Annotated in this window: 9 protein-coding genes; 3 read left to right on the top strand and 6 right to left on the bottom strand. The window is 72.7% G+C overall.

Translation table 11 applies throughout. The annotated features are described in order from the left end of the window. Positions 1-44 precede the first annotated feature (44 nt). From OG386_RS36560 to OG386_RS36535, 6 genes are all read right to left on the bottom strand, one after another. The gene (locus OG386_RS36560) at positions 45-1838 is read right to left on the bottom strand and encodes an ABC transporter ATP-binding protein (RefSeq protein ID WP_328791655.1); all 1794 of its coding nucleotides are present in this window, start codon (positions 1836-1838) and stop codon (positions 45-47) included. 2 nt (positions 1839-1840) lie between these two features. Further along, entirely contained in the window at positions 1841-2896 is a 1056-nt protein-coding gene (locus OG386_RS36555; RefSeq protein ID WP_328791654.1) for an iron-siderophore ABC transporter substrate-binding protein, read from the bottom strand. 113 nt (positions 2897-3009) lie between these two features. Next, positions 3010-3870, bottom strand: a complete 861-nt coding sequence (locus tag OG386_RS36550; RefSeq protein WP_328791653.1) for an ABC transporter ATP-binding protein — start codon at positions 3868-3870, stop codon at positions 3010-3012. 63 nt (positions 3871-3933) lie between these two features. Then, the gene (locus OG386_RS36545) at positions 3934-5010 is read right to left on the bottom strand and encodes a FecCD family ABC transporter permease (protein WP_328791652.1); all 1077 of its coding nucleotides are present in this window, start codon (positions 5008-5010) and stop codon (positions 3934-3936) included. Beyond that, on the bottom strand, positions 5007-6065 hold the full coding sequence (locus OG386_RS36540) for a FecCD family ABC transporter permease (RefSeq protein WP_328791651.1): 1059 nt from the start codon (positions 6063-6065) through the stop codon (positions 5007-5009). Before OG386_RS36540 ends, OG386_RS36545 begins: the two co-directional genes overlap by 4 nt. A 271-nt stretch (positions 6066-6336) precedes the next feature. Beyond that, the gene (locus OG386_RS36535) at positions 6337-6612 is read right to left on the bottom strand and encodes an isoamylase early set domain-containing protein (RefSeq protein ID WP_030009921.1); all 276 of its coding nucleotides are present in this window, start codon (positions 6610-6612) and stop codon (positions 6337-6339) included. A 286-nt stretch (positions 6613-6898) separates the two neighbouring features. On the opposite strand from OG386_RS36535, the gene OG386_RS36530 reads away from it, so the two are divergent. The 3 genes from OG386_RS36530 to OG386_RS36520 all read left to right on the top strand — a co-directional run bounded on the left by OG386_RS36530 (position 6899) and on the right by OG386_RS36520 (position 14691). Continuing rightward, positions 6899-9148, top strand: coding sequence for an MMPL family transporter (locus OG386_RS36530; protein WP_328791650.1), 2250 nt, complete (start codon positions 6899-6901; stop codon positions 9146-9148). An 84-nt stretch (positions 9149-9232) separates the two neighbouring features. Next, positions 9233-14032, top strand: coding sequence for a type I polyketide synthase (locus OG386_RS36525; RefSeq protein WP_328791649.1), 4800 nt, complete (start codon positions 9233-9235; stop codon positions 14030-14032). Next, positions 14029-14691: a 4'-phosphopantetheinyl transferase family protein gene (locus OG386_RS36520; RefSeq protein ID WP_328791648.1), complete on the top strand. Its 663-nt coding sequence runs from the start codon at positions 14029-14031 to the stop codon at positions 14689-14691. The genes OG386_RS36525 and OG386_RS36520 overlap by 4 nt, the downstream gene beginning before the upstream one ends. The last annotated feature ends 76 nt before the right edge of the window (positions 14692-14767 follow it).

Here is a 14767-nt window from a genome sequence, read left to right as displayed (position 1 = left end):
CCCTTTCCAGATCGATATGTTGGCCCAACCGAAAAAGGGGCGGCCTAGCTGCCTTCGCGCCAGGCCCGCCACAGTCGTGCGTAGCGGCCGCTCAGGGCCACCAACTCTTCGTGCGTCCCCTGCTCCACGACGCGTCCCGCGTCCAGTACGGCGATCCGGTCCGCCGCCATCGCCTGGGTGAGCCGGTGTGCCACGAACAGCGTGGTCCGGCCCGCGCAGGCGGCGAGCACGGCCCGTTCCAGCTCGGCCGCGCCCTCGCTGCCCGCCTCCGCCGTGGACTCGTCGAGCACCACGACGGGGGTGCGGCCCAGAACCAGCCGGGCCAGGGCGATGTGGGCGACCTTGGTGACGTCGAGGCGTTCGCCGCCCTCGCCGACCGGGGTGTTCAGCCCGTCGGGCAGTGCGTCGACCCATGCGTCGGCGCCGACCGTGCGCAGGGCGTCCCTCAGCTCGGCGTCGGTCGCCTCCGGTGCGGCCAGGCGCAGGTCCTCGGCGAGCGGACCGGAGAAGACGTGGGTCTCCTGCGTCAGGATGCTCACCAGGGCCCGCGCCCCGGCCTCGTCGAGACCGGCGAGGTCGGTGGACCCTATGCGGACCGACCCGGCCTGCGGGGTGCCGATGCCCGCGATCAGCGCCGCGAGAGTCGACTTGCCCGCGCCGGTGGCCCCGACCAGCGCGAGCGAGGTGCCTGCCGGGATCGTGAGGTCCACGTCCCGGACGACCGGATCCTCGGAGTCGGGATAGCGGAACGTCAGCCCGCGCACCTCCACGGTCACCGGGTCCGGCGGGTCCGCCGCCCGCGTCGCGGCCAGGGCCCCCACCAGCCGGTCCTCCGCGTCCTCCTCCAGTACTCCGACCAGGCGGGTCAGGCTCGCGCCCGACTTCTGCGCCTCGTCGAAGGTGAACATGATCGAGCCGAGCGGGGTGAAGAGGCGGTGGAACAGCAGGGGGGCCGCGGAGACCTCGCCGAGGCTGGCGGCGTCGGCCTCCAGCAGCGCGTACCCCACCACGATGATCAGGACCAGTCCGATGAACTCGGCGCGGTTCTCGCGGCCGACGAAGCGGCCGAAGAGCCGGAACACCTCGATGCCGAGTTCGCGCACCCGCCACGACTCGTGGGTGACCTTCTCGCGGACGGCCCCTTCGAGGCGGTACGCGCGGACCGTGTCGATCCCGTTCAGCCCGCTGATCAGGGCCTGGGCGCGGTCGGCCTGGGCCGCCCGCTGCTTCTGGTAGAGCGGGGCGGAGCGGGGCAGGTACCAGCGCAGGGCCAGCCCGTACGCGGGCAGCGCGCAGGCACCGGCCAGTCCGAGCCGCCAGTCCAGGCCGAACATGCCGAGCGTGGCGATGACGACCAGCACCCCCGCCGAGAACACGGTGGGGACGGCCGTCCTGATGCCCTTGGACAGGACGGCCACGTCGTCGCCGACCCGGGAGAGCACGTCTCCCCGGCCGACCTGCTCGATGCGGGCGCTCGGCATCCCCAGCACCGCCCGGACGGCGCCTTCGCGCAGCCGGGCGAGCAGGTCCGCGCCGAGGCGCCCGATGAGGTAGGTCGACAGGGCGGTGGCCGCCGCGCCGAGCAGCGCGGCGGCCACCATCAACACCCCGGTCGTGACCAGGATCGAGCGCGGTCCGCCCGCGACCACCCCGTCGGCGACCCGGCCGAGCAGGAGCAGCGGGAGCACCTGGAGGGCCGCCCCCGCCACCGTGGTGAACACGGTGGCGAAGGTCAGCCACGGCACCTCGCGGCAGTGCGTCGCGACCCAGCGGGTGGCCTCGCGTCCGGTCGTGGTGCGCAGGGTCGACGGGGCGACGCGCGTGGCGGTGGTGCTCACACCTAACCGACCGACTTGACGAGTTCGTCGATCGCGTACGGCAGGGAGAGCAGGGTGCCCTGGGACATGGCCGCGCCGACGGCCGGGCCCTCGCTGTCGAGGAGGTAGGAGACCTTGCCGTTCTTGACCGCGTTCAGGTTGGTGAACAGCTGGAACTTCTTCAGTGCTTCCTGGTCCGCCTTGTCGGCGATGACGAAGATGCGGTCGACGTCGACGAGGTCCATGCGCTCCGGGGAGAGCGTGGTGTAGAACTTTCCGTCCGCGATCTTGTCGATCTCGGTCTGGCCCTTGTAGCCGATGCCCGTCACCAGCCGGCCGCGCACGTCGGTGGTGGTGAACGGGGCCACCGAGTCCTTGTACCAGGACAGCGGGACGGCCGTCTGGTTCGCGAACTCGGGGTGCGCCTTCTTGGCCGTGTCGAGCTTGTCCTGGATGCCCTTCACCAGTTCGGTGCCCTTGGCCTCCTGGCCCAGCGCCTTGGCGATGTGGACGGCGTTGTCCTGCCAGGGGGCGCTGAACGGCTCCTTCTCGGCCTTGGTGCGGCCCACCGTCGGAGCGACCTTGGAGAGCTTCTCGTAGCCGGCCTGGTCGATCTCGGAGTACACGGCGATGATCAGGTCCGGCCGCAGGGCCGCGATCTTCTCGTAGTTCGGGCCGGCGTCACCGTTGCTCATGACGACCTCGGGGCGGGTGTCCCCCCACTTCTCCTTCACCCACGGCCACTGGGTGTTGATGTCGGGGGAGGTGCCCGGTGGGTTCGGGTACTGGTCGACCATGCCGACCGGCTTGCTGCCGAACGCCAGGATGGCCTGGTCGTCGGTGTATCCGACCGAGACGACCCGCTTGGGAGCCTTCTCGACCTTGGTCGATCCGAAGGCGTGCTCCACGGTGACCGGGAAGGTACCCCCGGCGGCCGGGGCGCCGTCGCTCTTCTTGTCGGCCTGGTCCGCCGAATCGGAACCGCATCCGGCCAGGAGGCCGACACCGAGGGTCGCGGCGGACACTCCTGCCGCCAGCCGCTGCCAGGGCTTCATACGTGTCGTTCGATGGAAAAGCATCCGAAATCCCTTGCTTTCGTGCCGTCCACTGCAGTTCCGCCCGAGGGCAGCCAAACCCTACCGCGCCCAAGTGAGGCTAGCCTAGCCTTACTTGCAACGTAACTTTGTTTGATCTATGGGGTGTTCACGTGGGCGCGCCCGATGGGCACGATGAGCGGTCGGTCGCCCACCGGGTCGTCGATCACCTTGGCGCGCAGCCCGAACGCCTCGTACAACAGCTCGGCGGTGATCACGTCACGGGGATGCCCCTGCGCAAGGATCGAACCGGCCTTCATCACGATGAGGTTGTCGCTGTAGCGCGCGGCCAGGTTGAGGTCGTGCAGCACCAGGACCACGGTGCATCCCGACTCGTGCAGGTCGTCCACGAGGTCGAGCACGTCGATCGCGTGCGCCAGGTCCAGATAGGTGGTCGGCTCGTCCAGGAGCAGCAGGTCGGTGCCCTGGGCCAGCGTCATCGAGATCCAGACGCGCTGCCGCTGCCCGCCCGACAGCGCGTCGACCGGGCGGTCGGCCAGGTCGGACACCCCGGTCATGGCCAGGGCCCGCGCCACGACGTCGGCGTCGTCGGAGGACCACTGCCGCAGCCAACTCTGGTGCGGATGGCGGCCCCTGGCGACGAGGTCGGCCACGGTGAGCCCCTCGGGCGCCACCGGAGCCTGCGGCAGCAGGCCGAGCTTCTTGGCCACGTCCCTGGTCCTGAGCCGGCCGATGTCCTCGCCGTCCAGCACGACCGATCCACTGGTCGGCTTGAGCAGCCGGGACAGGGTCCGCAACAGGGTCGACTTCCCGCACCCGTTGGAGCCGATGATCGTGGTGATCACCCGCGGTGGGATCGCCACGTGGAGGTCGTCGATGACGACCCGGCCGCCGTACCCGACGGTGACCCCTCTGGCCGCCAGCCGTACGGCCTCGTCCCCGTCGGACTCGGTCCCGGCGATCTGCGATGCGGCCACAACTCCCCCTGAAGTAGGCATGTCTGAAGGTCTGAAGGTCTGGTGCCTGAAGGTCTGGTGCCCGAGGGTCTACGGGGACGGCGGCTAGCGGAGATTGGCCCGCACCAGCAGATGGATGAGGAAGGGACCGCCGATCACGGCGGTCACCACGCCGACCGGGAGGGTGATCGGCAGCGCCGTACGGGCGACCAGGTCCGCGCCGATCAGCAGCAGGGCTCCGACCATCCCGGAGGCCGCCATGGGCGGTGTCGGGCACTTCGTCAGCCGCATCGCCACCTGCGGCGCCACCAGCGCGACGAACGGGACCGGGCCGGCCGCGCTCACCGCCACGCCGGCCAGCAGCACCGCGCACAGCAGCAGCACGGCGCGCACCCTCGTGTACCGGACGCCCAGGCCCGCGGCCACGTCGTCACCGAGGTGCAGCGGTTTGAACTGGAACGCGACCACCGTCACGACGACCATCAGGGCGAGGGTGCACCACAGCGCCACGCCCACGTCGTCCCACGACCGGTTGTCCAGGGAGCCGACCAGCCAGGCCTGGGCCCGGGCCACGTCCCTGATGTCGGCCGTGACCAGCAGCCAGGTCGTGACCGCCTCCATCACGGCGCTCACCGAGATGCCGATGAGGATGAGCCGGAAGCCGTCGATCCCGCGCCGCCACGCCAGGAAGTACACGAGGAGCCCGGTGCCGAGGCCGCCCGCGAGCGCCGCCCCGGACAGGCCCACGGAGTTGACGACCGCCGCGGCGGTCCCGCCGGACACCGTCACCAGGAACACCGCGACCGCGCCGGCGCCCCCGGTGATCCCCAGGATGTCCGGGCTGGCCAGCGGATTGCGCGCGATCGACTGGGTGATCGCCCCGGACACCCCGAGCGCGACGCCCACGACGAGCCCCGCCAGGGCGCGCGGCATCCGCAGATCCATGATCACGAACTTGTCGACCTGCTCGCCCCCGCCCACGACCGTGGCCATCACCCGCGACAGGCCGATGGGGAAGTCCCCCACTCCGATGGACACGCAGAACACGAGGAAGGTCGCCGCCGCCAGCAGCAGCGTGACGCACACGACCCACGGCCGCCACACGAACGAGACGGCGCCGAGCCGCACGCCCGGCGTCACCGGTGCCAATGCCTTCACCTCGGTCACCTCGGTTCCGGTCATGCGCTCTTGAACTTTCCGCGCCACACCAGCGCCGCGAAGAACGGGGCTCCGAGGAGGGCCACGACGACCCCCGCGTCCAGCTCCCCCGGCCGCACCAGCAGCCGCCCCGCTATGTCGCAGACCAGCAGGACGACGGCGCCGAGCAGGCCCGCGTACGGCACCAGCCAGCGGTAGTCCGGCCCGGTCAGGTACCGGGCCATGTGGGCCACCATCAGGCCGAGGAAGGCGATGGGGCCGCACGCCGCCGTGGCGGCTCCGGCGAGCAGGGTGATGGCGGCGATGCCGATGGTCCGGCTGAGCACGATGTTCACGCCCAGCCCCCGCGCGACGTCGTCGCCGAGGTTGAGCAGGTTCAGGGCGGGCAGCGTGATCAGCGCGAGCACCAGCCCGACGGCGATGAACGCGATCACCGGCCAGATGACGTCGAACCCGACACCGGCCACGGAGCCCGCGTTCCAGAACCGCAGGGCGTTCAGCGAGGCCTTGTCGGACAGCGCGACCGCCGTGGTCATCGCGGCGAGGAACACCGTGACCCCTTGTCCGGCCAGCGCGAGGGTCAGCGGGTTTCCGGCCCCCCGGCCGATGCTCGCCAGTCCGAAGACGACGACGCCGGCGACGGCGGCGCCCAGGAAGGCGAACCAGACGTACTGGAACGGGTTGGCGAACCCGAACAGGGCGATCACCAGCACCACGGCGAAGGAGGCACCGGAGTTCACGCCCAGCAGACCCGTGTCGGCGATCGGATTGCGCGTGTACCCCTGGATCAGTGCCCCGCCGACCCCCAGGGCCACGCCCGCCGCGACCGCGAGCACCGTGCGCGGCACCCGTACGGTCCGCACGATGAGCCGTATCTCGGTGAGCCGCTGGTCGGGGTCCGGCGCCGCCGATAACCCGCGCCACACCTCGGCGGGAGTCAGCGCCCGCGCGCCGACGGCCAACGAGACCACCACGGCGGCCAGGAGGACCAGCACCAGGGTGACCGAACCCACGACCCGCCGCCGACGGGCCTCCGTTACGCCCCTGGGCACGGGGCGTTCCACTGCAATCGTGCCCATGTCGCTCTACGTCATCCCTTCGATCCACCGCCCGGACGGGTCGGCACGCCGACGCAACCGCGACCGAAACTTAGGCAAAGCTAAGCTGATCCCCTGGCGCGCTGTCGATAGACAAAACGGGCAGGCGGGAGTGAGAGGCCACCAACTCGCCCCCAAATATGCACTGTTGATCGATTAGATTAGCCTAACCTTACTTCACTTGATCAGTGCCGCACAAACGCGCCCCGGCCCATGGCCGGGGCGCGCTGCGGTTCGCGAGGAGTCCGGGCCGTCAGGTGTGCAGGCGGCTGTTGGGGCCGTCCTGGTCCCCGGCGCTCTCGTCGTTGAACCAGTAGTCCCCGGCCGCCAGGTACCGGAAGGAATGCGTGCTCTTGCTGGGCAGCTCGACGGTCACGGCGCGCTTGCCGTCCTTGCGGCGGGCCAGGGTGTGGACACCGGGCTGCCAGTCGTTGAAGTCGCCCACCACGCTGACCGGTCCCGGCGGGGTGTCGACGGGCAGGATGAAGGTGACCTCGGTGTGGTCCTTGCGCAGTTTGCGCTCCAGCATGGTGAGCTCCTGACAACGGCAGTGGGGGTGGTACGCCGCCCATAGTCGGCGGCGGACGCACCGGACGCACCCCGGCGCCGCCACTCCCACCACGGACCCACCACATCGAGTGACCCGCGGACACGCAATGTCACCCTGCGTGTCGACGCCCCGGGGCTACCGCCCCTGCGCTCCTGTCAAGGTACGAATGGCCGGGACTACGGCCCCGACCCGCCTCCGGGCACGGTGGATATCGACCTTCCTGCGCGAGAGCAGGAGCGAATCGCCGTCCGTACCGGAGGCATCCATGTTCCGCCGCGCAGGGGCCTTCGTGACCCGTCACCCCCGACTCGTCCTCGTCGGCGCGCTCGTCTTCCTCGTCCTGTCCGTCGTTTTCGGCATGGATGCGACCGGACGGCTGAAGACTCAGGGGTACGACGATCCGCGGTCCGAGTCCAGCCGCGCCGCGCACCTGGCCGCCGAGCGCCTGGGCGCCTCCCCGAACCTGGTCCTGGTAGCAGAGAGCGGCAGCGGTTCCGTGGACGGCCCGGCCGCCCGCAGCGCGGGCGCGGAGCTGACCGGAAGGCTCGCCGCGCAACCGCACGTGAGCGCCGTGACCTCGTACTGGACCGGCGGCGCGGCGGAGTTGCGCAGCCGCGACGGTCGCGCCGCGATGCTGGTCGCCCACGTGGACGGCGAGGGGGAGGAGCTCGCGGGGCGGGCCGAGCGGCTGCGCGCGGAGCTGGCCACCCCGGCGGGTGCCGGCAAGGCCCTGACGGTGCACGTCGGAGGGAGCGCCCTCGTCGACGCCGAGCTCCAGGACATCTCGGAGTCCGACCTGAAGCGGGCCGAGTCCGTCGTCCTGCCGGGCACCCTGGTCCTGCTGGTCCTGGTGTTCGGCAGTGTGGTCGCCGCGGCCCTGCCCCTGCTGATCGGGGTCCTCTCCATCGCCGGGACGCTGCTGGTCCTGAGCCTCCTCGGCCGTGTCACCGACGTGTCCGTCTTCGCGCTGAACCTCACCACGGCGCTCGGCCTGGGGCTGGGCATCGACTACGGGCTGCTGGTCGTCTCGCGGTTCCGGGAGGAGCTCGCCGCCGGGTTCCGCCCGAGCACCGCCGCCGTACGGACCGTCCGCACCGCGGGCCACACGATCGCCTTCAGCGCCGCCACGGTCTCCGCCGCGCTCGCCACGCTGCTGGTGTTCCCGCCGTACTTCCTGCGCTCCTTCGCCTACGCGGGCATCGCCGTGGTGGCGATCGCGGCGGTGAGCGCCGTGACCGTACTGCCCGCCCTGCTCGCACTGCTCGGAAAGCGGGTGAACTCCTGGGCCGTGCCGTGGCGCCGCACGGTCCGCTCGGGCTCCCGGTCCGGGTTCTGGGAGGGGCTGGCGCAGCTCGTCGTACGCCGCCCGCTGATCGCGGCGCTGCCGGTGATCGGCCTGCTGGTGCTGCTCGCCGCGCCCTTCGCGCACGCCGATTTCGCCACCCCCGACGACCGGGCGCTGCCGTCGGGCGCGTCCAGCCGGCAGGCCGGTGACCTGGTGCGCGACCGGTTCGACATGAAGGGCTCCGGCGCGCTGACGGTCGTCACCACGGGCAACGCCTCCCCGTCGGAGCGGGTGGAGTACGCCCGCCGCCTGTCCGCGTTCCCGCAGGTCGCCCAGGTCGTCGGACCCGACGGCGGGTTCCGGTACGGGGAGCGGGCAGCGGTCTCCAGCCCGGCCTCGGCCACCAACCGGCCCACCGGGGACGCCCCGGTCCAGCTCTCCGTGGTGCCGCTGGTCGACCCCCAGTCGCACGCCGCCCAGCAGCTCGTCCACGACGTCCGTGCGGTCCCCGCTCCCGCGGGCACCGAGGCCCTCGTCGGCGGCCCCAGCGCGGTCCTGGTCGACGCCAAGGCCACCGTGGGCGACCGGATCCCGCTGGCCCTCGCACTGATCTCGCTCACCACCTTCGCGCTGCTGCTGGGCTTCACGCGCAGCCTGCTGCTGCCGCTGAAGGCCATCGCGCTGAACGCGCTGAGTCTCGCTGCCGTCCTCGGCGCCATGGTGTGGGTCTTCCAGTCGGGTCACCTGCACCAGCTGCTCGGCTTCACGCCGGGACCCCTCAGCACGACCATGCCGGTCCTGCTGTTCTGCATCGTCTTCGGGCTCTCGGTGGACTACGAGGTGTTCGTCCTCGCGCGCATCAAGGAGGCGCACGAAGCCGGGCAGGACAACGCCCGCTCGATCGTCACGGGCATGGCCCGCACGGGCGGCATCGTCACCACGGCCGGCGCGCTGCTCGCCTTCACCCTCCTGAGCTTCGGCACCTCGCAGGTGTCCCTCCTGCAGTTCTTCGGGATCGGCGCGGGCCTCGGCGTCCTCCTCGACGCCACGCTCGTACGGGGCGTCCTCGTACCGGCGCTGATGCGCCTGGCGGGCGGACTGAACTGGTGGGCGCCGCGTCCCATCCGGCCCAAGGAGCCGCTCCCGGCGTCCCGGCCGCCTCCCGCGCCCGTCCGCAGGTGTCCCACGGCCCGGCCCGCCCTGCGGACCCCGGCCCGCGCGCGCCACTGACCGCCGTTGCCCAGCCGCCCCTCCCCTACCCGTCCCCTCCCGTACCCCCGTCCCACCCCCCTCTCACGGCAAGGAAGAACTCCCATGACCGACATCGCCATCACCGGACTCGGCTGCCGCTTCCCCGGCGCTCCCGACATCAGCGCCTACTGGAAGCTCCTGCTGAGCGGGGAACGACAGTTCTCCGCCGTGCCGAAGGAGCGCTGGAACCATGAGACCTTCCACGAACCCGGCAATCCCTCCGCACCCCATGCCACGTACACCGACCAGGTCGCCTTCCTGGACGACGTGGACCGCTTCGACGCCCTGCACTACGGCGTACCGCCCGCTCGCGCCCGGGCCATGGACCCGCAGCACCGGCTGCTGCTGGACGTCACCCGCGAGGCCCTGGACGACGCGGGGCTGGGCCGGGGCGACTTCGACCGGGAGAACACCGGGGTCTTCTGCGGAATGTCGGTGTCCGACTACAAGGACCTGATGTCGGCGCCCATCCGGGCCATCGCCCTGGCGGAGGACGCGCGGCAGGCCGCGGCGGACCCCGGCGGCCTCCTCGACGCCGTCAAGGACCACGCGGGATCGCTCGGCACCGTGCAGGCCTTCAGCCTGCCGGGGAGCCTGCTCAACATGGCCCCCGGCACCGTCAGCCGGCACTTCGACCTCGGCGGGCCCAGCTTCGCCGTCGACGCCGCCTGCTCCGGCTCGCTCGTCGCCCTGGACCAGGCCATGGCCCAACTGCGCCAGGGCAGCTGCCGGATCGCCGTCGTCGGTGGCGTGTACCTCAACCTCACGCCCGACAGCCTGATCGGTTTCTCCACGCTCCGGGCGCTGTCCGCCACCGGGGTGTGCCGCCCCTTCGACGAGGGGGCCGACGGTTTCGTCCTCGGTGAGGGTGCCGGCGCCGTCGTCGTACGGCCGCTCGCCGACGCGCTCGCCGCGGGCGACCGGGTCTACGCGGTGGTCAAGGGCATCGGCTCGGCCAACGACGGCGCGTCCCCCGGGCCGCTGGCGCCCGCTCCCGAAGGCCAGCTGCGCGCCCTGCGCCGGGCCTACGACGACGCGGGGGTCGCCCCGTCCACGGTCGGCTTCCTGGAGGCCCACGGGACCGGTACCGCCACCGGCGACCGCGCCGAGGTCGAGGCGCTGCGCCGGCTGCGCACCGAGTACCCCGACGACGACCCCTCGCTGTGCTACGTCGGCGCGGGCAAGGCCCTCATCGGGCACTCGCTGTCCGCCGCGGGCATCGCCGGACTGATCAAGACGGCCCTGGTCGTCCACCACCGGACGATCGTTCCGCAGCCGCGGACCGCGCCGCACCCGGACCTGGGCATCGACGCCGCCGGCCTGCGCCTCGCCGACGCCCCGCGACCCTTTCCGGACTCCAGCGCTCCGCGCCGGGCCGCCGTCAGCTCGTTCGGCTTCGGCGGGACGAACGTCCACGTGGTTCTGGAGGAGCGGCCCGCCCCCGCCCCGGCTACCGGCCGTCTCCCGGAACGCACCGGGCAGACCGGGGCCGCCCCGGACACCGGCCCCCAGCTCGTCCTGCTCTCGGCCGGCAGTCCCGAGCTCCTGGACCAGCACATCGGCGACGTTCTCGACGCACTCGACACGGCGGACCCCGCCCCGCTGGCAGCCGTGGCCCACACCCTCGGCTCCCGCCGGCCGCTGACGGCCCGGCTCGCGATCGTGGCCGACGACACGGAGTCCTTCGTCCGGCGGCTGCGCCGCGCCCGCGAGCAGCTCGTCGAGGGCGACCGGGGCGACCTGGGGGACGACGCCTTCGCCGCCGACGCCCCGCTGCCGGCCGAGCGGCGCCGGCTCGCCTTCCTCTTCCCCGGTCAGGGCAGCCAGCGGCCCGGCATGATGCGGGACCTCCACGAGCGGTTCCCCGGCTTCCGGGCGACCGTCGACGGCCTCGGCGCCGCGGCCCGCGAGGCCACCGGCTTCGACATCGGCGACCTGCTGTACGGGGAGGCGGCGACCGCAGAGGGCGACGCCGAGGAGACCGGGCGCCGGCTTGCCTCCACCGAGGTGTGCCAGCCGCTGCTCGGGACCGTCCAGATCGCCGCCACCCGGCTCCTCGCCGGCTTCGGCATCGCTCCCGACCTGGTCCTCGGCCACAGCGTCGGGGAGTTCGCCGCCGCCGCTGCGGCCGGCGCCCTCACCGACGAGGACACCGTACGGCTGCTGGTGCACCGGGGCGCGACACTCCGGGAGGCCGAGAGCGGCCTGCGCGGCGGGATGCTCGCCGTACAGACCGACAAGGAGACCTGCCGCCGGCTGGTGAACGGCATCGACGACGTGTGGCTCGCCTGCTTCAACCAGCCGCGGCAGGTCGTGGTCAGCGGCACGCCGCACGGGCTCGACGCCATGCGGCAGGCCTGCGCCGAGGCGGGGGTCGTCACGGTGGCGCTGGACGTGTCGAACGCCTTCCACTCGCCGCGGCTCGCCGCCGCGGACGAGAAGATGCGCACGGACCTCGCCGACCGCCCCGTCAGCAGCCCCGTCCTGCCGTTCGTCTCCTCCGTGAACGCGGAGGTCTGCACCGACCCCGAGCGGATGCGCGAGCTGTGGGCCCGGCACGCGTCCGCGCCGGTGCAGTTCGGCGACGCCGTGCGCACCGCCTACGACCAGGGTGCCCGTGTCTTCCTCCAGGTGACCGGCGGCAATTCGCTCCTGACCTCGGTCCGCCGCAACCTCGCCGACCACGGCGACGTCCACGTCGTCCCCGTCGCCGGGGTGGCGCCGGACGGCGGTCGGGGCTTCGTACGGGCCCTCGCCCGCCTCGCGGTCCTGGGCGCTCCGGTCGACCCGCGCGCCCTGGTGCCCCAGGAGGAGCGCCGACTGCTCGACCTGCCGGTGGCGAAGCTCGCCACCCAGTCCTACTGGATGCCCCGCCGGCGCCCGGGGGCGACGGGCACCTCCGTCCCCTCCCACCGGCCCCGGGCCCAGTCCCGTCCCGTATCCCCCGAGGAGACCACGATGAACGACTCGCCGCTCCACCCGATGGACGAACTGATCCGGCTGGTCCAGCAGCAGACGGCGCTGCTCGCCCGCCTCGCCGAAACCCTCCCCGAGCCGAACCCGGCCACGGAGGCCGCGCTGCTGGCCCGCCTCGCCGAAACCCTCCCCGAGCGGAACCCGGCCGCGCAGGTCGTCGCCCCGGCGGCGGCCGAAACCACCCCGGTACCCCCCGCCGAGCCCGACGCGCCCGGTGCGCCCGGTGCGCCCGACGCCGGGGAACCGCCGCCGACCGGGGGCCCCACCACGGTCACGGAGTGCGTGCTCGCGCACGTGGCCCGGGTCAGCGCGTTCCCCATCGCCCATCTGCGCGACGACCAGCTGCTGATCGACGACCTCGGTTTCGACTCGCTGATGCTGACCGACCTGTTCTCCTCCCTCAAGCGGCAGTGGCCGCAGTGGACCCGCGACGAAACGGCCACCGACCGGCCGACCGTCGGAGGGATCGCAGCGATGATCGTGCGCTGCTGCGGCGACTCCGTACCGACCCCCGTCCCCGTCCCCGCCCCCGTCCCCGTCCCCGTCCCCGAGCAGCGTTCCGGAGCAGAGGAGACCCCGGCACCGCCGCCCGCCGACCCGCCCGTCCGCGTGGCCTGCGACCCGCCGACGGCCTCGGACCCGGTCGCCACCCCGCTGCCCGAGCAGCTCACCCGGATCGAGTGCTTCCCGGAGGTCACCGCCCACACCGAACGCGTCGCCACGTTCTCCGGGCTGGGGCTGGCCAATCCCTACTTCCTCGTCCACGAGGGCGCGCTGACGGACACCACCGTCATCGACGGCCGGGAGCTCCTCTCCTTCTCCAGCTACAACTACCTGGGCATGGCGACCCACCCGCAGGTGAACGAGGCGGCCCACGAGGCGATAGAGCGCTGCGGCACCTCGGTCTCCGCCAGCCGGCTGCTCTCCGGCAGCCGACCGCTCCACTTGGAACTCGAGAGCGAGATCGCCGACCTGCTCGGATGCGAAGCGGCGGTCACCCTGGCCAACGGCCATGCCACCAACGTCACCGTGATCGGCCACCTCGTCGGACCCGGGGACCTCATCGTCCACGACTCCCTCGCGCACGACAGCATCCTGCAGGGGTGCCGGCTCTCCGGCGCGACCCGGCGGCCCTTCCCCCACAACGACGCCACCGCACTCGACGCCCTGCTGACGCAGGTCCGCGACCAGTACCGGCGGGTGCTCATCGTCGTCGAAGGCGTCTACAGCATGGACGGGGACATCGCCGACCTGCCCGCCCTCGTCGACGTCAAGCGCCGGCACGGCGCGCTGCTGATGATCGACGAGGCGCACAGCATCGGGACGATCGGCCGGACGGGCCGCGGCATCGGCGAGTACTACGGCATCGACCGCTCGGCGGTCGAGCTGTGGTCGGGCACGCTGTCGAAGGCACTGGCGAGCTGCGGCGGCTACGTCGCGGGGAGCCGCCCGGTGGTGGAGTACCTGCGCTACACCGTGCCGGGCTTCGTCTACAGCGCCGGAATGACCCCGGCCGACACCGCGGCCTCGCTGACCGCCCTGCGCATGCTGCGCGCCGAGCCGCAGCGGGTGGCACGGCTCTCGGAGAACGCGGCGCTCTTCGTCCACCTCGCGCGCGAGGCGGGCATCAACACCGGGGACAGCCATGACACTCCGGTCGTGCCGTGCATCGTCGGGGACTCGTTGAAGACCCTGCGGCTCGCGGAGGCCCTGTTCCAGCAAGGCATCAGCGTCAACCCCATCCTCCATCCGGCCGTACCGGAGGAGCTGGCCCGGCTGCGGTTCTTCATCACCTACGACCACACGCCGGGCCAGATCCGCCAAGCAGTGGCCGCGCTGGCGCGCGAGCTGCTGCTCCTCGACTCGGACGGGGCCCCGGTCTCATGACCGCCGCCGTGGCCGCCGCCTTCCGGCCGATCGCGGCGGGCCGGGTCCACCGGTGGGGCGGGGCCCTCCTGATCGTGGCCCGGGCCCGCGAGCTCCGGCAGGTGCCGCCGCTCTCACCGGCCGAGCGGCGCGTGGTCCGCGCGCTACCGACCTGGCGGCGGGCCGAGTGGACGGCCGGCCGGCTGCTCGCCAAGCAGCTGGTGGGCGAGGTGGTCCCGGCGCCGGCGGACGGCGTGGAGATCCTCCCCCGGGACGACGGCAGCCCCCGCATCGTGGTCGGTGGCGGCCCGATCGTCGACCTGCACCTCTCCATCAGCCACACCACCGGGTACGTCGCCGCGGCCCTCGCACCGGAGCCGGTCGGGGTGGACCTGTGCGAGATCGCCTCGGCGGACGCCGTACGCCGGGTCGCGGACCACTTCCTGTCGCCCGGGGAGCGCTCCCTCATCGACGGGGAGCGGCCCGACGCCGTGGCCGGGGCGTGGGCGCTGAAGGAGGCCGCGGTCAAGGCCGACCGGAGCGGGGTCTTCGGCGCCGCTCCGCGCGGCATCCCGATCCTCGGCCTCCGGCCGCCCGTCCTCGGCGGACGGCGCCGCGCGATGGTGTGGCGGACGGACGGCGCGGCGCTCGCCCTCGTCCTCGCACACCCGGGTGGCTGAGTGCCCCGCGTGACGGTACTGCGTTGGTGCTCCTTGCCCGGCTGGATGATCCTGGTCAGAGGAGCGCCTGGCCGTG

Source organism: Streptomyces sp. NBC_00273, from assembly GCF_036178145.1.
Classification (GTDB): domain Bacteria; phylum Actinomycetota; class Actinomycetes; order Streptomycetales; family Streptomycetaceae; genus Streptomyces.
The sequence above is the reverse complement of the archived record's forward strand: the minus strand, read 5'-3'. Positions and strand labels throughout refer to the sequence as shown.

Bases quoted from the DNA above. Each gene is read 5' to 3' on its own strand.
- OG386_RS36555 (WP_328791654.1), bottom strand. From the start codon at position 2,896: ATGCTTTTCCATCGAACGACACGTATGAAGCCCTGGCAGCGGCTGGCG.
- OG386_RS36550 (WP_328791653.1), bottom strand. From the start codon at position 3,870: ATGCCTACTTCAGGGGGAGTTGTGGCCGCATCGCAGATCGCCGGGACC.
- OG386_RS36545 (WP_328791652.1), bottom strand. From the start codon at position 5,010: ATGACCGGAACCGAGGTGACCGAGGTGAAGGCATTGGCACCGGTGACG.
- OG386_RS36540 (WP_328791651.1), bottom strand. From the start codon at position 6,065: ATGGGCACGATTGCAGTGGAACGCCCCGTGCCCAGGGGCGTAACGGAG.
- OG386_RS36535 (WP_030009921.1), bottom strand. From the start codon at position 6,612: ATGCTGGAGCGCAAACTGCGCAAGGACCACACCGAGGTCACCTTCATC.
- OG386_RS36530 (WP_328791650.1), top strand. From the start codon at position 6,899: ATGTTCCGCCGCGCAGGGGCCTTCGTGACCCGTCACCCCCGACTCGTC.
- OG386_RS36525 (WP_328791649.1), top strand. From the start codon at position 9,233: ATGACCGACATCGCCATCACCGGACTCGGCTGCCGCTTCCCCGGCGCT.
- OG386_RS36520 (WP_328791648.1), top strand. From the start codon at position 14,029: ATGACCGCCGCCGTGGCCGCCGCCTTCCGGCCGATCGCGGCGGGCCGG.